Below are 21,878 nucleotides of genomic sequence, written 5' to 3' on the forward strand. Positions count from 1 at the left end.
GTATTTTTTAATGGCTTATTTTGACAACGGTAATCAAATCTTTAAAGATGCTCGTAAGAACCATTACGCTGTAGGTGCTTACAACACTAACAACTTGGAATGGACTCGTGCAGAATTACGTGCTGCAGAAGAAACTAGAACTCCATTGTTGATCCAAGTATCAACTGGTGCTGCTAAGTACATGGGTGGTTACAAGTTCGTTAAGGACATGGTAGCTGACCAAATGGATTCAATGAACATCTCAGTTCCAGTTATTTTGAACTTGGACCACGGTGACTTTGAATCAGCTAAGGAATGTATCGCACTTGGTTACTCATCAGTTATGTTTGATGGTCACAAGCTTGATACTGAAGAAAACTTAGCTAAGACTAAGGAAATCATCAAGTTAGCTCACGAACGTGGTATTTCAGTTGAAGCTGAAATTGGTAAGATTGGTGAAAACCAAGGTGCTGACGGCGGTGAATTAGCATCAGTTGAAGACGCTAAGGCTTTCGTTGCTGCTGGTGTTGACAAGCTTGCTTGTGGTATTGGTAACATCCACGGTGTATACCCAGAAGGCTGGAAAGGCTTGAACTTCGACCGTCTTAAGGAAATTGCTGAAGCAGTTCCAGAAGAACCACTTGTATTGCACGGTGGTTCAGGTATTCCTGAAGACCAAGTTAAGAAGGCTATTTCACTTGGTATCGCTAAGGTTAACATCAACACTGAATTCCAATTAGCATTCCAAAAGGCTACTCGTGAATACATCGAAGCTGGCAAGGACTTAGACAAGGGCAACAAGGGTTACGACCCACGTAAGTTGTTATTGCCAGGTACTGAAGCTATTACCGACGCTATGAAGGAAATGATCGGTTGGTTAGGTACTAAGACTATTGATGACGAACTTAAGGATGCTTCATTCGACCGTTCATCATTGAACGAAGAATAATCATTTGATTATCAATTAAAATAAAGTTCAGCGTTTGCTGAGCTTTATTTTTTTCTAGAAAGAGAAAGTCATGAAAGAATTAAACCTCCAATTGAAAGACAATGAATGGCCATTAGAATATATTGATCATGATCGTCAAATAGTGCGAGCTATCGTGTTTGATGACCAGGAAAATTATTATTTTGTTAGAGCTAAACGTGATGACGATTTTGGCAAAGCTACTTTAATCGAAACTTCAGGTGGTGGCGTTGAAGCTGGTGAAGATTTAGAAACAGCGCTAAAGCGAGAGCTTAAAGAAGAACTAGGTGCAGAAGTTGAGATTAAGCATAAAATCGGTATAGTTAGTGACTACTATAATTTGATTCATCGCCATAATATTAATAATTATTATCTGTGTAGGGTTAAATCATTTGGTACTAAACATCTGACACAACAAGAAATAGATAATTTTCATTTATCAACATTGAAGTTAAACTATGAAGAAGCAGTTGCTGAATATGAAAAATGTGCTGCAACTAAAATCGGCAAGTTAATTGCGGCACGAGAATTGCCAGTGTTGAAATATGCTAAAAAATTGATAGATGAAGATCTAAAGAGATCTAAAGCCAAATAGAAGATCTAAAGAGATCTAAAATTAAAACAGTTGCTCTAATCGCTAGAGCAACTGTTTTGCCTTTGTCCACCAGATATGCAACAAGTAAGCAGATGAAAATGACAATATCCAAGTTAAAATCCAAGTGCCAAATAACGTTAGAATTGGATGAAACTCTGCATGATATTCCATATTTAAACCACGCCAGACAAGTTGATTCCAGAAAACGTTAGATAAATATGCACGATAAGCATAAACAGCTAAAAAGTGGAACACCTTTAAACTAGTTTGAGAATTTTTGCGCACTTGATGTAGACAGAATGCGGAAACAAGTGCGATTACGGCTAAGCAATAAAGGGTCATCGATAGTTTATAGTAAGGTGCATTATTAAAGTTAATAGGATGACCGAAGTTTTGTAATTCAATATTGGTCCAGATAAAGCAACCGATGAAGATCATTAAAATTAGCCACCAGAATTTAGTGACAAAGCTGTCGTAATAATCTCTGAATTGCCAAGCTAAAATTCCGTAGACACCATAAATAAAGAAGGAGATAAAGATGCGATCGATCAAGTACCAGTCATGCTCATGAATGCCGTGAAAGACATAGTAGTCGTAGAAATACAGCCAGGTAAAGTAAAGAATAAATGTGATAATAGCAACTGCAATACTACGTTTTGCGTTTTGCTTAACAAAACAGCTAATGCCCCAAAAGATTGGCATAAGAATGATAAACTGAAGCATCATTGTGTTGTACCAAAGATGTGGTGCCGCATTACCGTTGATGAATTGCCAGCAGAAAGTGCCCAAATTATGGAAATGATCAACTTGTTGTAGCCACGGCATCCCTAATAGATAAATTAGTGTCCACCAAATAGTTGGTACAAATAGATTCGACCAGTTGGCCTTCATATGTTTTTGATAACAAAAACTGCCTTGTTCATCGTTAGTGCGAATTGTCGTGTACAAAATACCAAAGATGAAAGCTGGTGCAGTGTATTTGACCAAATTATAGAAAACGCCAAAGATATTTTGAACAGAATCCGGTTGGTGTATCCCCATAATCATCGACATGATTGGCTGCGACATGACAGCCGTACAAGCAAACACCTTCAAATAGTCACCAATATCAGCAATATGATAGGTTTTATATCTATAGTGCATTAATTATCTCTTTTCTTCTTTACATGTTTGTCACATAATTATTTTAGATCAAGAAAAGGATAAGTTGTATGTCACCACAAGAAATCGCGCAAAATGCGGAAAAGGCACTTTTATATGAAGTAGTTACCAATCCTAAGCCGGGATTAGTTGATCCCGCTGATAGAGGCCCACATCCAGATATGGATGTTTATTTGTTTATCAATAGCAGTTTGAGTTTAGGCGAGTACTTTAGACAGGCTGCGAAGATTGGCACTAACTTTACTGATACAGATTTAAGAGAAATGTTTAAAAAATTGCGTCAGGCCGGAATTCAAGCAGAAAAGACGATGTTTGAGGCAACAAAGAAGATCAATACCCACAAAGGTGCGATTTTTTCGCTCGGATTGTTCGTTTGCGCCAGTGCGTATTGTCAGCGTCATCGAAATTTGGATGAATTTGAAGTGATTTCTAAGATGACACAGGGACTAGTGAAGCACGATTTAGGGCAAAAAAGTGATACCGCAGGTGAACGCCAATTTTTGAAATATGGTAAAGGGGGCGTACGTGCCGAAGCGAGGCCGGTTATCCCATTGTTAAAAATGTGGCTTTACCATTCTTAGCCAAGAGTACAGGTGAATTGAACACGCGCCTGCTTGATACCTTAATGAAAATTGTGAGTCAGATAGAAGATTCCAATTTAATTAAACGTGCTAGCAATATTCAAGTGGTTGAGTGGTCGCATGAACAGGCAGAAAAATACTTGGACTTAGGTGGCTATGGCACTGCGGCCGGTAAAGAATTTATGCAAGAATTGAATCAAACTTTTAAGGAGGAAAACTATAGCTTAGGCGGCAGCGCTGATCTATTGATTATTACGATTTTTATGGCACTACAAAAGAACATTATTTAGGCAAAACAAATACGCATCCTAATTAGGGATGCGTATTATTTTTATAATCCGAATGCTAATTTGTATAAAAGTGCACCGCAGATACCACCTGCGATTGGAGCAACAACTGGCACCCAACCGTAATCCCAGTGAGCAGAACCCTTATGTGGCAATGGGCAAAGTGCATAAACGATACGTGGACCTAAGTCTCTTGCAGGGTTTAATGCAGGACCTGTAGGACCACCAACAGCCATAACCAATGCGGTGATTAAGAAACCAACACCGATGTTGGCAATATCTTCTGATTGCTTGAAGAACATGCCACGGTATAAACCAACAGCTACGAACAAAAGAATAGCTGTACCAACAAATTCAGTGATAAAACCGTTCAACTTACTGTTGGCAGAATCACCAGTTGCAAAGCTGGCAAAAACAGCGTCATCACTAGCAGTTCTCTTAATGTATGGCCAGTAAACAGCTACTAATATAAGCTGACCTACGATTGCACCAAGCATTTGAACCAAGATATATGGTAGAACTTGATCCCAAGGAAATGCACCTGCACATGCTTGTGCAAGAGTTACGGCCGGATTCAAGTGGTTACCTGAAATTGAGCCGAACAACATTGCAGGAAGCATGACACCAAAACCAAAGCCAAATGCAATTAAAAGCCACCCACCATTGGCTTGTCCATCGCGGCTATTACCTCCAGTATCACGCAATACTGAGTTGGCAACTGAACCGTTACCTAAAACTACCAAAATAATCGTACCGAAAAATTCGGCCAAATACTTCATCATCCAAGTATGTTCCATAATAGATACTTTTTACTCCTCTAGAAAAAATAAGTGAAAAATACACACAGCTATTGATTATACACCGAATTCAAAAAATAGATATGATTATTTTAAAAATTGCAAATATTTTGCTCAAAAACAGATATTTCTTATTTTCCCGATTTTTTTAGTAGAATAATCTGTAAGGAATTTTTCTTAGAAAGGGTGTAAAGAATGAGCAAAGAAGATAAAAATGATGTAGTAACTGGCGCTTCCGAAACTATCGATGCTAGTTCAGGGTCTTCAATGTTAGAGCATGAAGAATCACAAAAAGAAGAAACGTCTAGTCCATGGCCAGGTCCCAAAGGCATGATTCCTGTGACTAGCGGTAAGGCAGACGATGCTAACGTACACAACCGCATATTTTTGGACAATATCTTGGTAAAGATGCATGTGATTGATTCAGTTGAGCCTGATTTGACTACTACAATCTTGGGTAGAAAGTATGCTTCACCATTGATGCCAGCTGCTGTTTCACACTTAAACAAAGTTTTAAGCGATAAAACGAGAAAGCCGATGCAAGAAAAGGTAGTCGCCGCTCGTAACATGGATTTGCTTAACTGGATTGGTATGGAAACCAATGAAGAATATGGCGAGATCGTCAGTCAAGGCGGGGACACAATTCGCATTATCAAGCCTTTTGCTGACCATCATAAGATTTTGGATGAAATTAAGTTTGCGGAAGATCATGGTGCAGTAGCCGTTGGAATCGATATCGATCATATTGCTGGTAAAAATGGCAAGTATGATGTTGTTGATGGCATCCCTCTAGGTCCAATTATGATGGATGATTTAAAGCATTACGCTGATAGTACTAAATTGCCATTTATTGCTAAAGGCGTTTTATCCGTAACTGATGCTTTGAAGGCTCGTCAAGCGGGATGCAAGGCTATCGTAGTCTCACATCACCATGGTCGTGTACCTTTCGGTGTGCCACCTTTGGCTGTTTTGCCTGAGATTAAAAAGGCACTTGTTGGCAGTGGCATGGAAATTTATGTTGATGGTTCTTTAATGAGCGGGTATGATGCATATAAAGCTTTAGCCATGGGTGCTGATGCTGTATTGATTGGCCGTGGAATTTTGTCAGAACTTCTTCAAAGTGGCACCAAGGCAGTAGAAGATAAGCTCAAGCAAATGAATGAACAATTGGCAGAAATGATGATGTACACCGGTGTTAAGGATACAAAGTCATTTGATCCTGATGTTTTGTACTATCAAAAGTAGAATAATAACGATATCAGATAAAAAGAGATTGCATTGATTTGCAATCTCTTTTTTATAGATCAATTTTTCCATTAGATAATTTAACGTGTAATTTTTCAAAGGAAAAAGGTTTAATCAGTGAAATTTCGTAGGCATCAAGAGCTAAATTTTCACCAGCAAAATTCGGATTATACAAAGGATCACCAACGATCGGACAGCCAATTGAGGACAAATGAACTCGAATCTGATGAGTTCTTCCTGTTTCAAGCGTTAATTTAACTAAAGCGGTATTGTCGTCGTATTTTTTCAATAATTCATAATGAGTAACTGCATGCAAGCCGTCACTACGCACCATTCTTTTTCTTTGATCATCCGGATCTTGCCCAATAGGGAGATCAATAGTGCCTTTTTCTTTCAACTTATCTGCGTTAATGACTTTAGCTAGATAGTCACGATGAAAAGTTTTAGTCGTAAGCTCTCTATTTAAAATAGGGACGACTGCCGGATTTTTAGCCACTAAAAGTAGACCACCAGTAAGCATATCGAGTCGGTGCACGATGTAAGGACTACTGCCCAAATAAGTTGCGCAATCGTTTAGCGCAGTATCTGTTTCGTTTAAGTTAGGGTGCGTCTTCTGTCCCTTCTTTTTGTTGATGATTAATAAATTGGCATCTTCGTAAATAACATCCGGCATTTGGCCACTTGCTGGGTAGGACTGCTGCATTGAATCAATTTGATCTAATTTGATATCGATTCTATCCCCAGGTTTAACTAATTCATTGAAGTAGCGGTATTTACCATTAATAGTCACGTTTTGTTCTATTCGTAAATAATGACGCCATTTTCTAGGGATGAGTAATTTACGCAAAACCTCGCTAACCGGTAGCGAATCAAGATTTTTTGGATAAAAAAGTGTAAAATTATAAACCATAAATATTTCCTAAGTCTGCTTCATTTCTAAACATGTGTTTTAGTAATTATGATACAATTTTCTTGTTTCTAAAAAGGAGCAATGTATTTAATGAATAATGACCAACCAAAAAGAAGTGGCTTTAAGGATGCATGGCATCGATTCGATAGCCACTTCTTTATCGGACGCTGGATTATTTTAATCCTACTCACTTTAATACTTTTGACTTGTACATATTATACAATCAAAGTTAAAACTTCGAACATTTCGAATTTAAAGGCGTCACTTTCAACTACAACAACTATTTATGACTATAAGGGCAAAAAAGCAGGTTCCTTGTATTCACAAAAAGGTACGTTTGTAGAATATGATAAAATTTCGCCAAATATCCAAAATGCGGTAATTTCAACAGAAGACCGTACTTTCTGGAAGAACCCAGGATTTAGTGTAAAGGGGATGGCACGTGCTGCCGCTAGTTTGATCATTCACCATGGTCAAGTTACTGGTGGTGGATCAACTTTAACGCAGCAGTTAGCCAAAAACTCACTACTTACTCAGCAACAGACTTTTTCAAGAAAGCTAGAAGAATTATTCTTCGCAATTGAGATTAACCACGTTTATTCCAAAAAAGATATTTTGACGATGTACTTAAATAACGCCTATTTTGGTAACGGTGTCTGGGGCGTGCAAGATGCTAGTCGTAGATATTTTGGTAAAAATGCTAGTGATGTGACTGTTAGTGAAGCAGCTACTTTGGCTGCGATGCTGCGTAACCCTAGTTTCTATAACCCAGTAGACCATATGGCCAATGCATTGTCACGACGCAATTTGGTTTTAAGCTTAATGGCTGACAATGGCAAAATTACTTCAGCTCAAGCCAAAGCATATGCAAAAGAAGGTCTTACTTTAAAGAATACCTTTAAGAATAAGGATGGCTATCGTTACCCATACTTCTTTGATGCTGTCGTAGATGAAGCTATCAGTAAATATGGCTTAACTGAAGAGCAGGTAATGAACAAGGGGCTTAAGATTTATACTACCCTTAACCAAAATTACCAAGGCAAGATGCAGGATACCTTTGATCAAAGCTGGCTTTTCCCAGAAAACGGTACAGATGGTACTGAAGCGCAAGGTGCCAGCGTAGCGATGGATCCTAATACTGGTGCAGTACGTGCTGTTGTCGGTGGACGCGGACAACATGTCTTCCGTGGTTATAACCGTGCAACACAAATGAAACGCCAGCCTGGTTCATCAATTAAACCACTTGCTGTTTATGCACCGGCTCTTCAAAATGGGTACCATTATGATTCAGAACTTTCTAACCAATTACAAAAATTCGGTAAGAATGGCTATGAACCTCATAACGTTGATAATGGTTATTCTAACAAGATCCCAATGTATGAAGCATTGGCTCAAAGTAAGAATGTTCCTGCTGTATGGCTACTTGATAAGATTGGTGTTAACAAGGGTGTGCAATCCGTTGAGAACTTTGGTATTAAGGTGCCAAAGAGTGACCGTAACCTTGCTTTAGCCCTTGGTGGTCTTTCATCTGGTGTATCGCCACTTCAAATGGCCCATGCTTACTCTGCATTTGCTAACAAGGGTAATTTGCCTGATAATTCTTACTTTATTACTAGAATTACTGATGCCAGTGGCAATGTTTTAGCAGAAAACGGTAATCCAGGTACACACCGTATTATTTCTGAAAATACGGCTAAAGAAATGACTACTATGATGCTAGGCGTATTTACCAATGGTACAGGACAATCCGCTCAACCTAGTGGCTATCGTGTTGCAGGTAAAACTGGTTCAACCGAAGTTCCTAATTCTTATGGCTTTGGTACCAAGGACCAATGGATTGTAGGATATACACCAGATATCGTTGTGGCAACTTGGGTTGGTTTTGACCGAACTAATAGACAGCACTATATGAAAGGTGTTTCCGAAACAGGAATTACCAGGTTGTATAAGGCTGAAATGGAAGGTATCTTGCCATATACTGCTCAAACCCAATTTACCGAAAAATCTCCTAATCAGATTGTAAAAAACAACGGTTCTAACTTCGATTGGACCGGCGGATTAGGGCAAAAAATTCAAGATGGTATAGGTTCTGCAGGACAGAAGATTAATGAATGGTATAATAGTGTGAAAGGCTTATTTGGCCAATAAAATTTAGGAGGACCATGATGGTTAACGTTTACGATTCAGCTAACAAATTAGCAGAAGATTTAACCCAAACTGATCAATACAAGTCTTTGGAAAAGGCTATTAAGGATGTAGAAGCAAACGACGAAAGCTTAGCTATGTTTAAGAAGATGGATGAACTTCAAGCTAAGATTTTGCAATCTCAACAAGCAGGTCAACCACTTTCTGCAGAAGATCAACAAGCTTATAAGGACTTGAATGACCAAGTTCAAAAGAATGATTTGATCGTTAACATGCTTAAGTCAGAACAAGCTTTATACGACTTGCTTAACGACATCCAAAAGACTTACTCCAAGCCAATTAATGATCTTTATGAAGATCTTAGAAACTAGAATTCGCGATGAAATTTATTCACTTTGCGGATGCGCATTTAGATAGTCCATTTCGTGGGCTATCTTTTTTGCCATCTAAGGAATTTAACCAAATATATCAAGCAGCTGATCAATCATTAACTAAAATTGTTGATCTAGCTTTAAAAGAAAATGTTGACTTAGTTTTGATTGCTGGTGATACTTTTGATAGTAATACACCATCTCCAAGAGCGCAGCTCTTTTTTGCCAAGCAAATTGAGCGATTAACTGACCAAAAAATTCAAGTTGTAATGATTTTTGGTAACCACGACCATATGAAAAAAGAAGATTTGCTGGTTACCAAGACGCCTTATTTCAAATTGCTAGGTAATGGTGAAAAGGTAGAAACAGTTACTTTTGAAACAAAAGATGGCTTTGCCTATGACGTGATTGGCTTTTCATACTTGAATAACCACATTACGCGTGACATGATTCCTGATTTTCCTGAAAAGGGACAAGATTACACTTTTGGTTTAATGCATGCACAGGAAAAGGCACAAGCTGGCAACGTTTATGCACCTTTTACTACTAGTGAAGTGCAGAATCTTAATTATGACTACTTCGCTTTAGGCCACATCCACGCACGCAATAATTTGTCAGAAGACCCATGGATCGTTTATCCAGGTAATATTCAAGGTCGTCATATCAATGAGATGGGTGCTAAAGGCTGTTATCTTGGTGAAATCGATGAACAAACTAAGAAAACGACTATTGAATTTAAACAAACAAGTCCAATCATTTGGCAAGCTGCAGAGATTAACCTGGAAGATGAAATTGATAAAGCTGGTTTACAATCAAAGATCATTGATGCGTTAAATCAAGCTAAACAAAAGACATACTTTAGCTTAACCATTAAAGGTGCTCAATATTTGACCGAAGAAGAGCGAGAGTTAACTGCAGATACTGATTTTTGGCAGACAATTTCGCAGAATTCACCATTTGATTCACAGTTAGTTGACGTTCGTTACGAGACTAATACCAGCCTTGAGTTAAATGAGAATGATCAGAAGGCTTTTGAAAAGGCAAAATCAGAAGTTTTCTCTATGGATGAGTTTGCCAAAATCGTCAACGACTGGAAGAAGAAAGATCCAGAAGCGGCAGTGTTAGCTGAAGACCCTAAATTTATTGAAGAAGTTAAGCAATTAACCGAAGTAAAGCTAATGAGTAAATTGAAAGGAATTAAAGATGAGACTGAAACAAATTAACATTATCAATTTTGGCCAGTTTTCAAGCAAGTCTTTTGATTTACCTAGCAAGCAAATTAATGTCTTCTTTGGTGCAAACGAAGCAGGCAAAAGTACGACAGTAGCCTTCATTAAGCAAATTATGTTTGGCTTTCATTTGCGCAGTAATTCATCCCCATTTTTTGAAGATTACACGCCACTAGCTCATGTTAGTCCAATGGGCGGTAGTTTAATTTTTGAAGCAGACGATAGCGAATACGAATTAGAGCGTCTTTATGCCAAAGGCGATAAAACTAAGCGCGGTATTTTAACTGTTAAAAAAGATGGACAAGTAGTACCTGAGAGTCTTTTCTTTGATCAGATTCAAAATATCGATGGCTCATTTTATGCCGATAGTTTTATCTTTAACCAAGAGATGCTGGGTCAGGTAAGTAGCTTGAGCCAAGAAGATTTGTTGGATCGTATTTATTATCTTGGCGCAGCAGATAGTGGCAAGTTGCTTGAGATGCGTGATGGTTTTGAAAAAGAAGCCGGCAAACTGTTCAAGAAGACTGGTAAAAAGCCAGAAGTAAATCGTTTGCTTAAGCAAATGGAAGACGATCGTGACAATCTGGCTCAAACGCAAGCAGAGTTTGATGATTATGAAGAACTTGATCGTGATTTAACTGCTAAAAGTGACGAGTTAAAGAGTAAGCAACAAGCTTTAGAGAAGCTGCAAAAAAGGGCGCAAGAATTGCGTGACCTGCAAAAAGAATTAGGCAATTACCAAACTTTGCTAGATTTGCAAAAGCAAGTTAAGGATACGCAGTTTGATAGTGAAAATTATCAAAAAGCGCAAGATATCATGGCGCAAGGTCGCAATTTGCAAAAGACGATTAAGTCTTTGAAAGAGCAATTAGCTGATCTGGATAATAATAATCAGGCTGATTTGTCAGCTAGCAAAAAGCTTGTCCAACAAAAGTCGCAACTACTTCAATGGCAAGCAGAATATAAATCATGTTTGCAAAAGGCTGATGAACTCAAACAAGAAAAAGAACAAATTCTTGCTTTATCTCCTGATACCAAGCAAGTACTAGACTTGACGCCAGAGCAAATCAAACAGCTGCAAGCAGATTATTTAGCTTTGCCTAAACAAGAAAATCGAGTTGAAGCTGCTGCTAATTCCAATGATAAACTCTGGTATGTGATTGGTGCCGTCCTAGCAGTCCTTGGTTTGATCTTACTGGTTATGATGGGGACAGTTGGCGTGATCGCCTTAATTACCGGCCTAATCTTTCTTGGTGCAGGCTACGTTAAAGGTAATAACGCCAATAAACAAAATGCCGCTATTTTGGAAAAGCAAAAACTGGTCGCACAAAAGCGCCAGGGATTTGGGCAACAATATGGCTTGAATCCTGATAATTTGGATATTAATAATCTGGTGGCTAATGCCAACCAGTATCACTTAAAAGAAAACGCTGAGAAGGCAAATAATGAACAACTGAGCCAGATTAATCAAGAAGTCGCCCAATTAGCCGCAAATGTGCAAAATATGCTGAAAAAGCCAATTGAGGATGATTTTAGCTCCGTTTTAAGTGGAATTGATGAACTGGAAGAAAAGATTGACCACAGTCAAGAAATTGGTCAACGAAGAATGACGATTTCGTCTGCTTTAAAGCAGGACCAGCAAGATTTGAAAGAATTGGGTTTGCAACTTCAAACTTTGTTTGTTCAAGCTAATGTCAAAAATATGGCCGATTATGATGCTGTGTACAAAGATTCATTAGAGCAAGCCAAAATTAGGACGCAGGTCGAAGCACTTAAGAAGAGCTTAAACGATGATTTAACTCAATTGACAAAGACTAATCCAGCTGAATTAGAGCAGCAATTGCATGAATTGAATGATCAAATAGCTGCAGCTAATAATGAAATCAGCGATTTACAACAACAAAACGCACAAGTACAGGTTAAGTTGAATAATTTGGCTGATTCAACTGCAGTATTTGAAGCGAAACAAGATTTGGCCAATACCGAAACTAATTTTGAAAGCAGTAGTAAGGAATATCTTGCTAACTTGCTTGCAGCTAAATGGATTGGTCGCTCACTTGATTTGGCTTCAAATGAACGTTTTCCAAAGATGTTGAAAGCAGCTAAGGAATATTTGGCTCTGCTTACAGGTGGCCGCTACGTTGATCTTGATTTAGGTAAAAAGCTAACGGTTATCAGAAAAGATGGCAAAAAGCGCGATGTTAAATACTTATCTCGTGGTACGGCCGAACAACTTTACTTTGCTTTAAAATTGGCCTTTGTTGAACAAATTAAGGACGAAATTAATTTGCCAATTTTGATTGATGATTCATTTGTTAACTTTGATGATAACCGAATCAAATATATTGAACAGCTATTGAGGAGGATTAGCGAAAACAATCAAGTTCTGATTTTTACGGCTCAAGAAAACTTAGTCGAAAAATTAGGGATCCAGCCTTTAACTTTTACGAAAGGAAATCAAAATGCTTAAACGACTCTTAGATTATAATGACGGCGAAGAAATGGATATCGTCGTTTTGATTAAGAATTCGCAATTGCGACGGAATAAGAAAAATAAGCTATTTTTAGCAATGCAATTTGGCGATGGGTCAGGCGAGATTCGTGGCAACTTTTGGGATGCAACCAATCAAGATGCGGCTACCTTTAGTACAGGTACGATTGTAGAATTAAACGGTAAAAGAGAAGAATATCAAGGACGTCCACAAATTCGTATTTATAGTTTAAGGGTGGTTGGACCACAAGAAGGCTATGAGTTAGATCAATTCGTTAAGTCAGCTCCAGAACCGATTAATGATATGCATGCCGAAATTAATCAATTTGTTAATCAAATTCAAAATAGAACTTGGAAGACGATTGTTCAATATTTGTTGAAGAAGTGGGGCAAACGCTTCTATGATTATCCAGCAGGGAGGAGCAATCACCATGCTGTGCGTGGCGGTCTTGCTTTTCACACTTTGTCGATGCTTAAGGATGCCAAGGGTCTGGCTGATAATTACGAACAAATTAATCGTTCGTTACTTTATGCGGGATGCATTTTGCATGATATGGGCAAGGTCTTGGAACTAACGGGTCCAGCGGCAACGCAATACACCACAGAAGGTAATTTGGTTGGTCACTTAGTACTTATTGATGAACAAATTATGCTGGCTGCACAAGATTTAAAGATTGATCTAGAATCTGAAGCTCTGCTTTTGCTTAGACACATGGTTTTGTCACACCACGGTAGATATGAATATGGTTCACCAAAGTTACCAGCATTGCTTGAAGCAGAAATTTTGCACCGCATCGATGATATGGATGCAATGGTTTATGCAGTAACAAATGCATTACAACACACTGGCAGAGGGACATTTACTGAACCGCTACTTAGCAAGATGGCAAGCGTTATTATCGTCCAAAACATGATCCAGCTTTGGATAATGCTAAGCATTTGGAATAAAAAGTGCACGAAAAAAGAGGTTAACTTCAAAAAAGTTAACCTCTTTTTTTGCTAATTTACTAACTAAATATTTATTACTTAGTAGCGCTAGTAGTTGAAACGTATGATGCTAATACGTCCTTCAAGTCGTTATCCTTGATTGAAACATCAGCACGTTTCAAAACAGTTGAGATAACGTCCTTCATAATTGCCTGGTCTTGAGCCATTGATGCGTAAATTTCGTTGTCAATAGCCTTCTTGTGATCAGCAAACTTACCCTTAGCTGGGTGGTTGATCATCTTAATTACGTGGTAACCAGATTGTGACTTAACTGGGGTTGAAGTTACTTCACCAGTCTTAAGCTTAAATGCAGCGTTCTTGAATGATGAGTCAAGAGTGTTATCAGTTGAGTCAAATGCAGGAAGCTTACCAGCTTTGTTCTTAGTAGCAGTATCAAGTGAGTATTTCTTAGCTAAGCTCTTAAAGCTCTTACCATCCTTCAATTGCTTGATGATGCTTTGAGCAGTTGACTTCTTAGCAACCAAAATGTGTTGTACAGTTACCTTAGGTTGGTAGCTCTTCCAAGCTTGTTGTTCTTGCTTCTTTGAAATCTTCTTAATGTGCTTTAATGCTTGTTCAGAAAGAAGGTTAGTCTTTAAGTTTTCCTTGAAGCTTGAAGCAGTCATACCGTTTTGTTGTAAAACAGCACTAAATTGTGAGCCGTATTGCTTCTTGTAGTTGTTGTATTGCTTGTCAACTTTCTTTGATGAAACGTACTTGCCGTATTGTTGTTTCAAAGCACGGTTGATGATCATGTTAGCCAAAGCTGACTTACCAGCTTGTGACTTCTTCATTTCATCGTAGTATTGTTGTTGAGTAATCTTACCGCCCTTGTAGGAAGCAACAGTAGAATTACTGCCACTGTTAGAACAAGCAGCAGTTGATAATGCAACACCAGCTACAGCTACGACTGCAGCAATTTTCTTCATATAACTCTTCATATAATTAAATCTCCACATCCTTAAATAAGTAACTGTCAACTAATATACCATAAAAATGACCAAATCGTTTTTAAATAGCGAATATTCACAGAAAAATCAAAATTTCTTTAAATTTTCTTAGGCCTTTTCGTCATCTTGAGCATCTGAACCAGTAAATGAACTCAAATCTTGGTTAACTTCTTCGCCTTTTTGTTTCATGCGATCAACTGTAGGTTGAATATGTCTAGAATATTTTTCAACATCATCGCTGATATCGCTAATAGTACGTTGTGCTGCAGGCATTTGTTCACTTAATTCACGACTAGCTTGCTTAGCATTTTGCAAAGCTGTAGCGAAACGATTGCCTTCATGTTTTAAAGCATCGAATTCAACTTTCAATGGTTTGCCAGGACGATTGCCGTCACTGTCTGTTAAACATGAAAAAACAAAACCAAAAGCAGCACCAAAAACTGTTCCTAATAAAAAGCGTTTCATTTGTCTACTCCTTAAAATTGAGCTTTAATCTTGTCAGCAACTTCGTTGTACTTAGCCTCATCGTACTTGTCAGCGTTGTTGCGAGTCATGAGCTTCAAACCATCGCCTTCAAAACGAGGAATGAAGTGGATGTGTGAGTGCATAACTACTTGGTTAGCGGACTTACCGTTGTTAGTGGTGATGTTCATACCTGTAACGTTAGGGAAGGCCTTCTTGATTGCATTGGCAATTTCAGGGATGTATTGCAAGTATTGCTGTGCATCTTCTTTAGTGTAATCAAACAAGTTAACGATGTGTTTCTTTGGCACCATTAAAGTATGACCTGGGTTTACTTGTGAGATGTCCAAGAAAGCTTTAACATCGTCATTTTCAAAAACTGTGTAACTAGGAATTTCACCGCGAATAATTTTACAGAATAAACAATCATCTACTAATTTTTCCATAATATATACCTCTTGTGTTTGAACTTTAGTTTCTTATTAAGTTCATGCTATCATACTATATGTATTAAATCAGTAAAGAAAGATAGGAAAAATGACATTAAAAATTGAACATTTAACTGGGGGCTACACGGGTGTCCCGGTTATTAAAGATATAAATTTAGAAATTAAGCCAGGTGAAGCATTGGGCTTGATCGGTTTAAACGGGGCTGGTAAGTCAACAACAATTAAGCATATTTTAGGCTTGCTGAGACCTCAAAAAGGCAAGATCACTTTAAACGACGTTGTTTTAACTGAGCAACCTACGAAGTTTAAGCGTGAAGTAGATTATATTCCTGAAACGCCAATTTTGTATCCAGAATTGACCTTAAAAGAGCACTTGGAATTGACAATGCTCAGTTACAAACTGGATGAAAAGAAGGCCTGGGCAAGAGCACATGAATTGCTCAAGATGTTCAGACTTGATGATAAGCTTGAATGGTTGCCAATTCACTTTTCAAAAGGGATGCGCCAAAAGGTAATGATCGTATCTGCCTTTTTAGCTGATACAAGTTTGCTTGTGATCGATGAACCATTTACAGGACTTGATCCTTTGGCTGTTGCCAACTTGATTGATTTGATTAGAAAGGCAATTGCTAATGGCAAGATGGTGCTTATGACCACTCACGTTTTAGCTGATGCACAACAAGCCATTTCAAACTATGCTGTTTTAAACAACGGTACGATCGAAGTTATCGGCAGTTTGCAAGATATTCGTGAACACTACGGCTTAAAGCCTGATGATCCATTTGATAAGTTATATTTGGCTTTGAATAGAGAGGATCATGGCAATGCGTGAGTTAGCTAAAAAGAGATTAAATGAAAATCTCAAGCAATCAGTTAAGTATTTAACGCTTGTTTTCAATGACTTCTTTATTTTGGCTTTGATCTTTTTAGTTGGTGCATTGATGTTTTGGTATGCTGAAGCGATGAAGACGATGCCAACTAACCTTTGGTTCTATAAGCCACTGACAGGATTCATCTTATGGCTGCCTCTTTTGACAGGACGCTTTGTTACTTTAATCAAAGAAGCAGATATGCAGTTTCTGTTCACGCAAGATGAGCAGATGGATGAATATTTGAAACCGATGCACAGATATAGCTTGGTTTTACCATTCATTTTAGAAATCTTGCTTGCAGGTATTGTCCTCCCATTCGCTACAGTTAAAGCAGGCATTAGTGTTTGGAACTATATCTTGTTGGTGCTCGCTATGCTCTTTATCAAAGATGCAGAACTAGAAATTGAAAAAAGCAATCTATACTTTGGCAAAAAGCTAAGTTTTGGACTAGTTAGTTTAGTTGCCTTGCTTATTGCAATGCTTTCCACTTATTATCCAATGGTAGGTTTGGCTTTAGGTGTAGTTGGAACTATCTTGTTTGCGCCTAACTTTAAGCCATCGTTTGGCGATAAGATGAATAAAAAGCTGCTCTTTGATTGGCGCTATGCTGTAGAAAGCGAAAAGGCTAGAAAAGACCGTGTTTATTCAGTCTTCAGCATGTTTACCGATGTCGAAGAAAAGCAAGTAAGCATCAAGCGAAGAAAGTACTTGGATTTCCTTTTGCCTAAGTCAATTGCTAAAGAAAATCCTAACTTGTTCTTATACAGAAGATCACTACTTAGAAATCCAGAGTATTTGAACTTGCTGGTTAGAATGACCGTCTTCGCAATTTTGATTTCATGGTTAGTGCAAGATTGGCGCTGGGCGCTTGGCTTATCATGCTTGGTGATCTTCTTGACTGTTTATCAATTATTGCCAATGGCAACCGAATTCGACCGAAACTTTATGTATCGTGTTTACCCAATTGAACGTCAAGATCGTGGCAAGGACTTGGTCAAAGTATTAACTTTAGGCTTGCTGATTCAATGGGTATTAATCAGTATTTTCTGGTTATTGTTATTGCCAATTAATGTAAACTTATTTGAAGCAATTGGTATTTTACTCGTGTTTACCGCATTGGTAGTTGCCACTTACTTACCAAATCGCGTTAGAAAAATTAATCAAAAGAACTTTGGAATTAGATAGGGAATAGAGAAATGAGATTAAGAAATAAACCTTGGGCTGTAAAGCTTGTTAATGATCACCCTGAAAGTGTGTTGCAAAACCCAGATCCTGATAAGAAGATTGATTGGGCTGAACGTTTTGGCAATGATCATCCAATTGAAATTGAAGTAGGATCAGGTAAGGGTCACTTTATTACTACATTGGCTAAAATGCATCCCGACAAAAACTACGTTGCTTTAGAATTGCAAACTACTGCAGCTGGTATTATCTTGCGAACTAAGCTTGAAAAGGGGTTGGATAACTTGCAAATTTTGCGTGGGGATGCGGCCGATATTAACAGCTTTTTTGACAAGAACACCACTGACGTAATCTACTTGAACTTTAGTGATCCATGGCCAAAGGCTCGTCATAAAAAGCGTCGTTTAACTTATAAGAGCTTTTTAAGTAAGTATGAAGAAGTGTTGAAGCCAGAAGGTCATATTGAATTTAAAACTGATAATTCAGGCTTGTTCGCTTATTCTGTGCAAAGTATGAATAATTACGGAATGTTCTTCGATTTTGTGAGTGTTGATTTACACCATGAAAAGCCAGAAGTCGTTGAAAAGAATATTGAAACTGAATATGAGCATAAATTTGCGGCAAAGGGCAATCCGATCTATGCATTGCATGCTCATTTTGAAACCAAGTAGTTTGCAAAAAGCCAGCATTTTTGTATAATACTTGTAAAAAGTAAGAAAGAATAGAGGCATAAAAAATGGAAGAAATTAAAGCATTAACTGAAGACAAGTTACAAGAAATTACTAAATCTGGTCGCGTTGTTTTGGAATTTTCAGCAGCATGGTGCCCAGACTGCCGCTTCCTTGATCCATTTTTGCCAGAAATTGAAAAGGATTTTTCAGAAGCTAAATTTTACAAAATTGACCGTGATGACTCAATTGACGTTGCAAAAAAATTAATGATTATGGGAATTCCTTCATTTGTTGTCTACCAAGATGGCAAAGAAATTGGTAGACTAGTAAATAAGGACCGTAAAACTAAAGATGAAGTAGAAAAATTTTTGCGATCACTTGACTAAAAGAGGAGATTTAAAAAAGCATGATTACTAGTACTAATAAAGAAGCTTATCCTAACACTTTGATCGTTATCTTGGGTCATGATGAAGGACGCAGCTCATTTGAAGAAAAAGAAGACGTTACTCGCGTAACCAACGATGAAGGTAAGACTATTGGTTATAACTTTTTCAACGTTGATAAGTTGATTGACTTTGACAAATTGCCAAATGGTCCAGTTAAGCTTTCAGATGATGAACTTGAAGCTCTTAACAAGAAGCTTGCTGAAGCAGGCTTTGACGACAAGTTAGCATACGGCAAGCCAACGCTTGTTTACGGCTACGTTAAGACCTGTGAAAAGCACCCTGATTCAGACCACCTTCACGTAACTACTGTTGAAGTTGGCAACGGTGAAGAACACCAAATCGTTTGTGGTGCTCCTAACATTGCTCAAGGCCAAAAGGTTGTTGTTGCACTTCCTGGTACTTTGATGCCAAATGGTCAACAAATTTGGCCAGGTGAATTACGTGGCGTTGATTCATATGGCATGATTTGTTCAGCTAGAGAACTTGGTTTACCACACGCACCTCAAAAGCGCGGTATCATGGTTGTTCCTGACAACTTTGAAGTTGGTGCAGAATTTGAACCAACTAAGTGTGACGAATTGATCGCTAGTGGTGAAATCACTCTATAATTTGAAAAGGCATTAGGCTGCTAAATAGTAGTCTGATGCTTTTTTTGATACGTTTAAATAAAAAAAGTACGTTTTGCTAAACCTTTTTGTAAAAGCAACTACAATAAGAGTTGAAGAAGGCGTTTTTCATGACAAAGAAATATGAAAAAGAAGTCAAAGAAGCAGAAAGCGTATTAGAGGATAAGAAGTTAACTGATAGTGAAATCTCACAAGAGTTAATTGACAAAGACCATCCAACTGAAAATGTTAAACCATCTGAGATTGATTTCTTGCGTAAAGAGCCAGATTTAGCAACTCAAATTGATTTTACTTTATTAGGTGACCTTGCTGGATTATCCAAGGAAGCTAAGGAAGAAGCAGCAGTTACTGCAGCTAAATAAAGTTAAATAGAAGATATTGTAATAGGTCAATATAGATAAAAGAAGCGTTGAGAAAAAATCTCAACGCTTTTTTTGCCGTAAATCAAATTCCATCCTAGAGTAATTAACCAAGGTATAATAGAACTATAAGAGTTATTAAAACAAAACCACAAGGGAGTGGAGAAAATGAAACTCAACAATAAAATTTTATCCAGTGCAGCGGCTGTTTTAGCAGCAGTTTCTTTAGGATTAATAACTTCTCAAACAGTTAATGCACAAAGTATTACCTTACATAAAGGCTACGATAAAACCGCAACGCCTTATATTAGACAAAAAGGCGAATTTATCCATGCCAATAAGAGTATCAAAATTAAGAATTATAAATTCTATGGTAAACCTATTTTAACTAAGGGTGACAAAGTGGTTTATGCTAGTGCCACAACACCAGGTCTTATTAACCAGGAACCTTATTACTATATCGGCAATGGTGGATATGTCAAACAAAATAATGCGTATGTAATGAAGGGCGGTACATATGTACTTACTAGAAATTCATATGTCTACGATAAAAATGGTAATAGACTGAAGATCTACCGCGGAAAGCGTGCTTACTTGCCATATAACACTAAGATTAAGTCTCCAAACGGTGAGGAATACTACCGTAAGCCTTATACTTACTACAACATTGGCAAGAACATCTATATTCAAAGTGACCAAATTGCTAAATTAAATGGCAAGGGAGTTTTATTCGTTTCTCAAAATAGTTCCGTTTATAATTCTCGCGGTCAACGTCAAAGACAAGTAATTAAAGCAGGTCGATTAGTACCATATGCTGGTAAAGTTCAGGACAAAGGTGGCCAATATTTCTATGTGGCTAATAACAAGAACCATACTGTTCGTTCACTTAAAAGCTACAAGATTAAGGGTAACTATTACTTCAGAATTGGTAAGAATCAGTACATCAAGACTAACAACGTAAATGCCATTAATGGTAATGCTCTTTATACCAAAGGTCCTATCAAGGTTAAGATTGTTGCCGATACACTTGCTTACAATCAAGACTTCCAACAAATCAATAAGCTGTACAAGAAAGGACAAACTGTAACAGCCGATATGGTGGTTCAAACCGGTATGGGAGACTATACTGCTTCTTACTATCGTGTAAAAGGCGGTAAGAATCCAGTTTATATTGATACTGGCTTATATGAAGAAAGCAGTCCAGACGTTCCTTATGTTTGGAGTGGTGATAATGGTCCAACTTTAGCTAAACAATATCTTAGCGGTGAAGATGCGTATAACATGCGCTATAGTGTGGCTGACTTCAAGATAGGTCAAACGGCTTTCTACAACGTCAACGGTGAAAAGGTTGATACTAAATTTGACGGTGATGAGTTGGCCGTTAACCAAAAACTTTATTTGTGGGATGCCAAGGAAAACAAAGCTGAATTGTACTACCATGTTCAAAACTCATTGATTTACAAATCAGGTGCAGAAGACGATCGTCAAAATACTGCCTACAGCAATCTCTATGTCAAAGCTAGTGATGTAGCACTCAGTGGTAGAAAGCTTAAGACCAGCAACACAGAAGCTGAAGCTAAAGCAAATAGTGCATTAGCAACTGCTAGTGAAAAGACTTCACTTACCAATGCAATTTCTGATGAAAGTACTGTTAAGACATCCGATAAGTATCGTCTTGATAATTGGGTAAATCGTAGCTTGTACGACCAAGCCATAGAAAATGCGAAGACTGTTGCAGTGGATAAAGATGCAACTAAGGCTGCAGTTAACGAAGCTTTATGGCAAGTTAATTTTGCTAAGAAAAATTTGAAGGGTGCAAAAGTCAAAGTAAAAGACATCAACAACTTAACGCCACTAGAAGCACAACAAGTTTTGAACTTAATGCGTCAAGCCTACAATAGTGACAAGCCATATCCAATGGTTAGCGTATATCAAAAGTGGGCACACAAGCCAGGCTATTATCCTGCAGAAGGTTGGAAAGGTAACCAAAAGACAAGATATTACTTAATCCCAAGCAGCGGGGCTAAAAAAGTACTTCTAAAGTTCTCTGATTTTGCTACGGAAAAATGAAATAATGTTAGAATAAAAGACGAGTATTTTTAACATTATGGAGAGT

20 protein-coding genes and 2 pseudogenes are annotated in these 21,878 nt (G+C 37.9%); 16 read left to right on the forward strand and 6 right to left on the reverse strand.

Annotated features, from left to right (window positions below; all coding sequences use genetic code 11):
- Positions 1-10 precede the first annotated feature (10 nt).
- Together JCM1039_RS07645 and JCM1039_RS07650 are read left to right on the forward strand one after the other, a co-directional pair.
- Positions 11-928 (forward strand): class II fructose-bisphosphate aldolase, encoded by a 918-nt coding sequence (locus tag JCM1039_RS07645; protein ID WP_025015305.1) that lies wholly within the window; start codon positions 11-13, stop codon positions 926-928.
- Positions 929-998: 70 nt separating this feature from the next.
- Complete coding sequence (locus JCM1039_RS07650) at positions 999-1,541, forward strand: NUDIX domain-containing protein (protein WP_025015306.1); 543 nt, start codon at positions 999-1,001, stop codon at positions 1,539-1,541.
- A gap of 42 nt (positions 1,542-1,583) precedes the next feature.
- Here JCM1039_RS07650 and JCM1039_RS07655 read toward each other — a convergent pair whose 3' ends face one another.
- Positions 1,584-2,684 (reverse strand): acyltransferase family protein, encoded by a 1,101-nt coding sequence (locus JCM1039_RS07655; protein ID WP_025015307.1) that lies wholly within the window; start codon positions 2,682-2,684, stop codon positions 1,584-1,586.
- Between the two features lie 68 nt (positions 2,685-2,752).
- Here JCM1039_RS07655 and JCM1039_RS11190 point away from each other — a divergent pair.
- Positions 2,753-3,573, forward strand: a pseudogene (locus JCM1039_RS11190) (triphosphoribosyl-dephospho-CoA synthase).
- Positions 3,574-3,614: 41 nt separating this feature from the next.
- Here the strand turns inward: JCM1039_RS11190 and JCM1039_RS07665 are convergent.
- Positions 3,615-4,367 carry an MIP/aquaporin family protein gene (locus JCM1039_RS07665; protein ID WP_025015308.1) on the reverse strand — a complete coding sequence of 251 codons (753 nt, stop codon included), beginning with the start codon at positions 4,365-4,367 and terminating at the stop codon, positions 3,615-3,617.
- Between the two features lie 195 nt (positions 4,368-4,562).
- On the opposite strand from JCM1039_RS07665, the gene JCM1039_RS07670 reads away from it, so the two are divergent.
- Entirely contained in the window at positions 4,563-5,612 is a 1,050-nt protein-coding gene (locus JCM1039_RS07670) for an alpha-hydroxy-acid oxidizing protein (protein WP_025015309.1), read from the forward strand.
- 52 nt (positions 5,613-5,664) lie between these two features.
- Here JCM1039_RS07670 and JCM1039_RS07675 read toward each other — a convergent pair whose 3' ends face one another.
- On the reverse strand, positions 5,665-6,522 hold the full coding sequence (locus JCM1039_RS07675; RefSeq protein WP_025015310.1) for an RluA family pseudouridine synthase: 858 nt from the start codon (positions 6,520-6,522) through the stop codon (positions 5,665-5,667).
- Positions 6,523-6,612: 90 nt separating this feature from the next.
- Between JCM1039_RS07675 and JCM1039_RS07680 the strand changes: the two genes are divergently transcribed.
- From JCM1039_RS07680 to JCM1039_RS11195, 5 genes and pseudogenes are all read left to right on the forward strand, one after another.
- Positions 6,613-8,670: a PBP1A family penicillin-binding protein gene (locus tag JCM1039_RS07680; protein ID WP_025015311.1), complete on the forward strand. Its 2,058-nt coding sequence runs from the start codon at positions 6,613-6,615 to the stop codon at positions 8,668-8,670.
- A gap of 17 nt (positions 8,671-8,687) precedes the next feature.
- Entirely contained in the window at positions 8,688-9,038 is a 351-nt protein-coding gene (locus JCM1039_RS07685; protein ID WP_025015312.1) for a YlbF/YmcA family competence regulator, read from the forward strand.
- Positions 9,039-9,046: 8 nt separating this feature from the next.
- Complete coding sequence (locus JCM1039_RS07690; RefSeq protein WP_025015313.1) at positions 9,047-10,261, forward strand: metallophosphoesterase family protein; 1,215 nt, start codon at positions 9,047-9,049, stop codon at positions 10,259-10,261.
- Positions 10,242-12,737 carry an ATP-binding protein gene (locus tag JCM1039_RS07695; RefSeq protein ID WP_025015314.1) on the forward strand — a complete coding sequence of 832 codons (2,496 nt, stop codon included), beginning with the start codon at positions 10,242-10,244 and terminating at the stop codon, positions 12,735-12,737. The genes JCM1039_RS07690 and JCM1039_RS07695 overlap by 20 nt, the downstream gene beginning before the upstream one ends.
- A pseudogene (locus JCM1039_RS11195) lies at positions 12,730-13,706 on the forward strand (3'-5' exoribonuclease YhaM family protein). The gene JCM1039_RS07695 and the pseudogene JCM1039_RS11195 overlap by 8 nt, the downstream one beginning before the upstream one ends.
- 74 nt (positions 13,707-13,780) lie before the next feature.
- On the opposite strand, the gene JCM1039_RS07705 reads toward JCM1039_RS11195, so the two are convergent.
- The 3 genes from JCM1039_RS07705 to JCM1039_RS07715 form a co-directional block, all read right to left on the reverse strand.
- Positions 13,781-14,686: a peptidylprolyl isomerase PrsA gene (locus JCM1039_RS07705; RefSeq protein WP_025015315.1), complete on the reverse strand. Its 906-nt coding sequence runs from the start codon at positions 14,684-14,686 to the stop codon at positions 13,781-13,783.
- A 117-nt stretch (positions 14,687-14,803) separates the two neighbouring features.
- Positions 14,804-15,160, reverse strand: coding sequence for a hypothetical protein (locus JCM1039_RS07710; RefSeq protein WP_025015316.1), 357 nt, complete (start codon positions 15,158-15,160; stop codon positions 14,804-14,806).
- Between the two features lie 11 nt (positions 15,161-15,171).
- Positions 15,172-15,603: an HIT family protein gene (locus JCM1039_RS07715; RefSeq protein ID WP_013438466.1), complete on the reverse strand. Its 432-nt coding sequence runs from the start codon at positions 15,601-15,603 to the stop codon at positions 15,172-15,174.
- A 91-nt stretch (positions 15,604-15,694) separates the two neighbouring features.
- Between JCM1039_RS07715 and JCM1039_RS07720 the strand changes: the two genes are divergently transcribed.
- The 7 genes from JCM1039_RS07720 to JCM1039_RS07750 all read left to right on the forward strand — a co-directional run bounded on the left by JCM1039_RS07720 (position 15,695) and on the right by JCM1039_RS07750 (position 21,832).
- The gene (locus JCM1039_RS07720) at positions 15,695-16,438 is read left to right on the forward strand and encodes an ABC transporter ATP-binding protein (RefSeq protein WP_025015317.1); all 744 of its coding nucleotides are present in this window, start codon (positions 15,695-15,697) and stop codon (positions 16,436-16,438) included.
- Positions 16,431-17,663, forward strand: coding sequence for an ABC transporter permease (locus tag JCM1039_RS07725; protein ID WP_025015318.1), 1,233 nt, complete (start codon positions 16,431-16,433; stop codon positions 17,661-17,663). The genes JCM1039_RS07720 and JCM1039_RS07725 overlap by 8 nt, the downstream gene beginning before the upstream one ends.
- A gap of 11 nt (positions 17,664-17,674) precedes the next feature.
- Positions 17,675-18,331 (forward strand): tRNA (guanosine(46)-N7)-methyltransferase TrmB, encoded by a 657-nt coding sequence (gene trmB / locus JCM1039_RS07730; protein WP_025015319.1) that lies wholly within the window; start codon positions 17,675-17,677, stop codon positions 18,329-18,331.
- Positions 18,332-18,396: 65 nt separating this feature from the next.
- Entirely contained in the window at positions 18,397-18,717 is a 321-nt protein-coding gene (locus JCM1039_RS07735) for a thioredoxin family protein (RefSeq protein WP_013438462.1), read from the forward strand.
- A gap of 20 nt (positions 18,718-18,737) precedes the next feature.
- The gene (gene ytpR / locus JCM1039_RS07740) at positions 18,738-19,385 is read left to right on the forward strand and encodes a YtpR family tRNA-binding protein (RefSeq protein WP_013438461.1); all 648 of its coding nucleotides are present in this window, start codon (positions 18,738-18,740) and stop codon (positions 19,383-19,385) included.
- Between the two features lie 128 nt (positions 19,386-19,513).
- Entirely contained in the window at positions 19,514-19,765 is a 252-nt protein-coding gene (locus JCM1039_RS07745; protein WP_025015320.1) for a hypothetical protein, read from the forward strand.
- 165 nt (positions 19,766-19,930) lie between these two features.
- Positions 19,931-21,832, forward strand: coding sequence for an FIVAR domain-containing protein (locus JCM1039_RS07750; protein ID WP_025015321.1), 1,902 nt, complete (start codon positions 19,931-19,933; stop codon positions 21,830-21,832).
- Positions 21,833-21,878 lie beyond the last annotated feature (46 nt).

It is taken from the genome of Lactobacillus kitasatonis DSM 16761 = JCM 1039 (assembly GCF_000615285.1).
Taxonomy (GTDB): domain Bacteria; phylum Bacillota; class Bacilli; order Lactobacillales; family Lactobacillaceae; genus Lactobacillus; species Lactobacillus kitasatonis.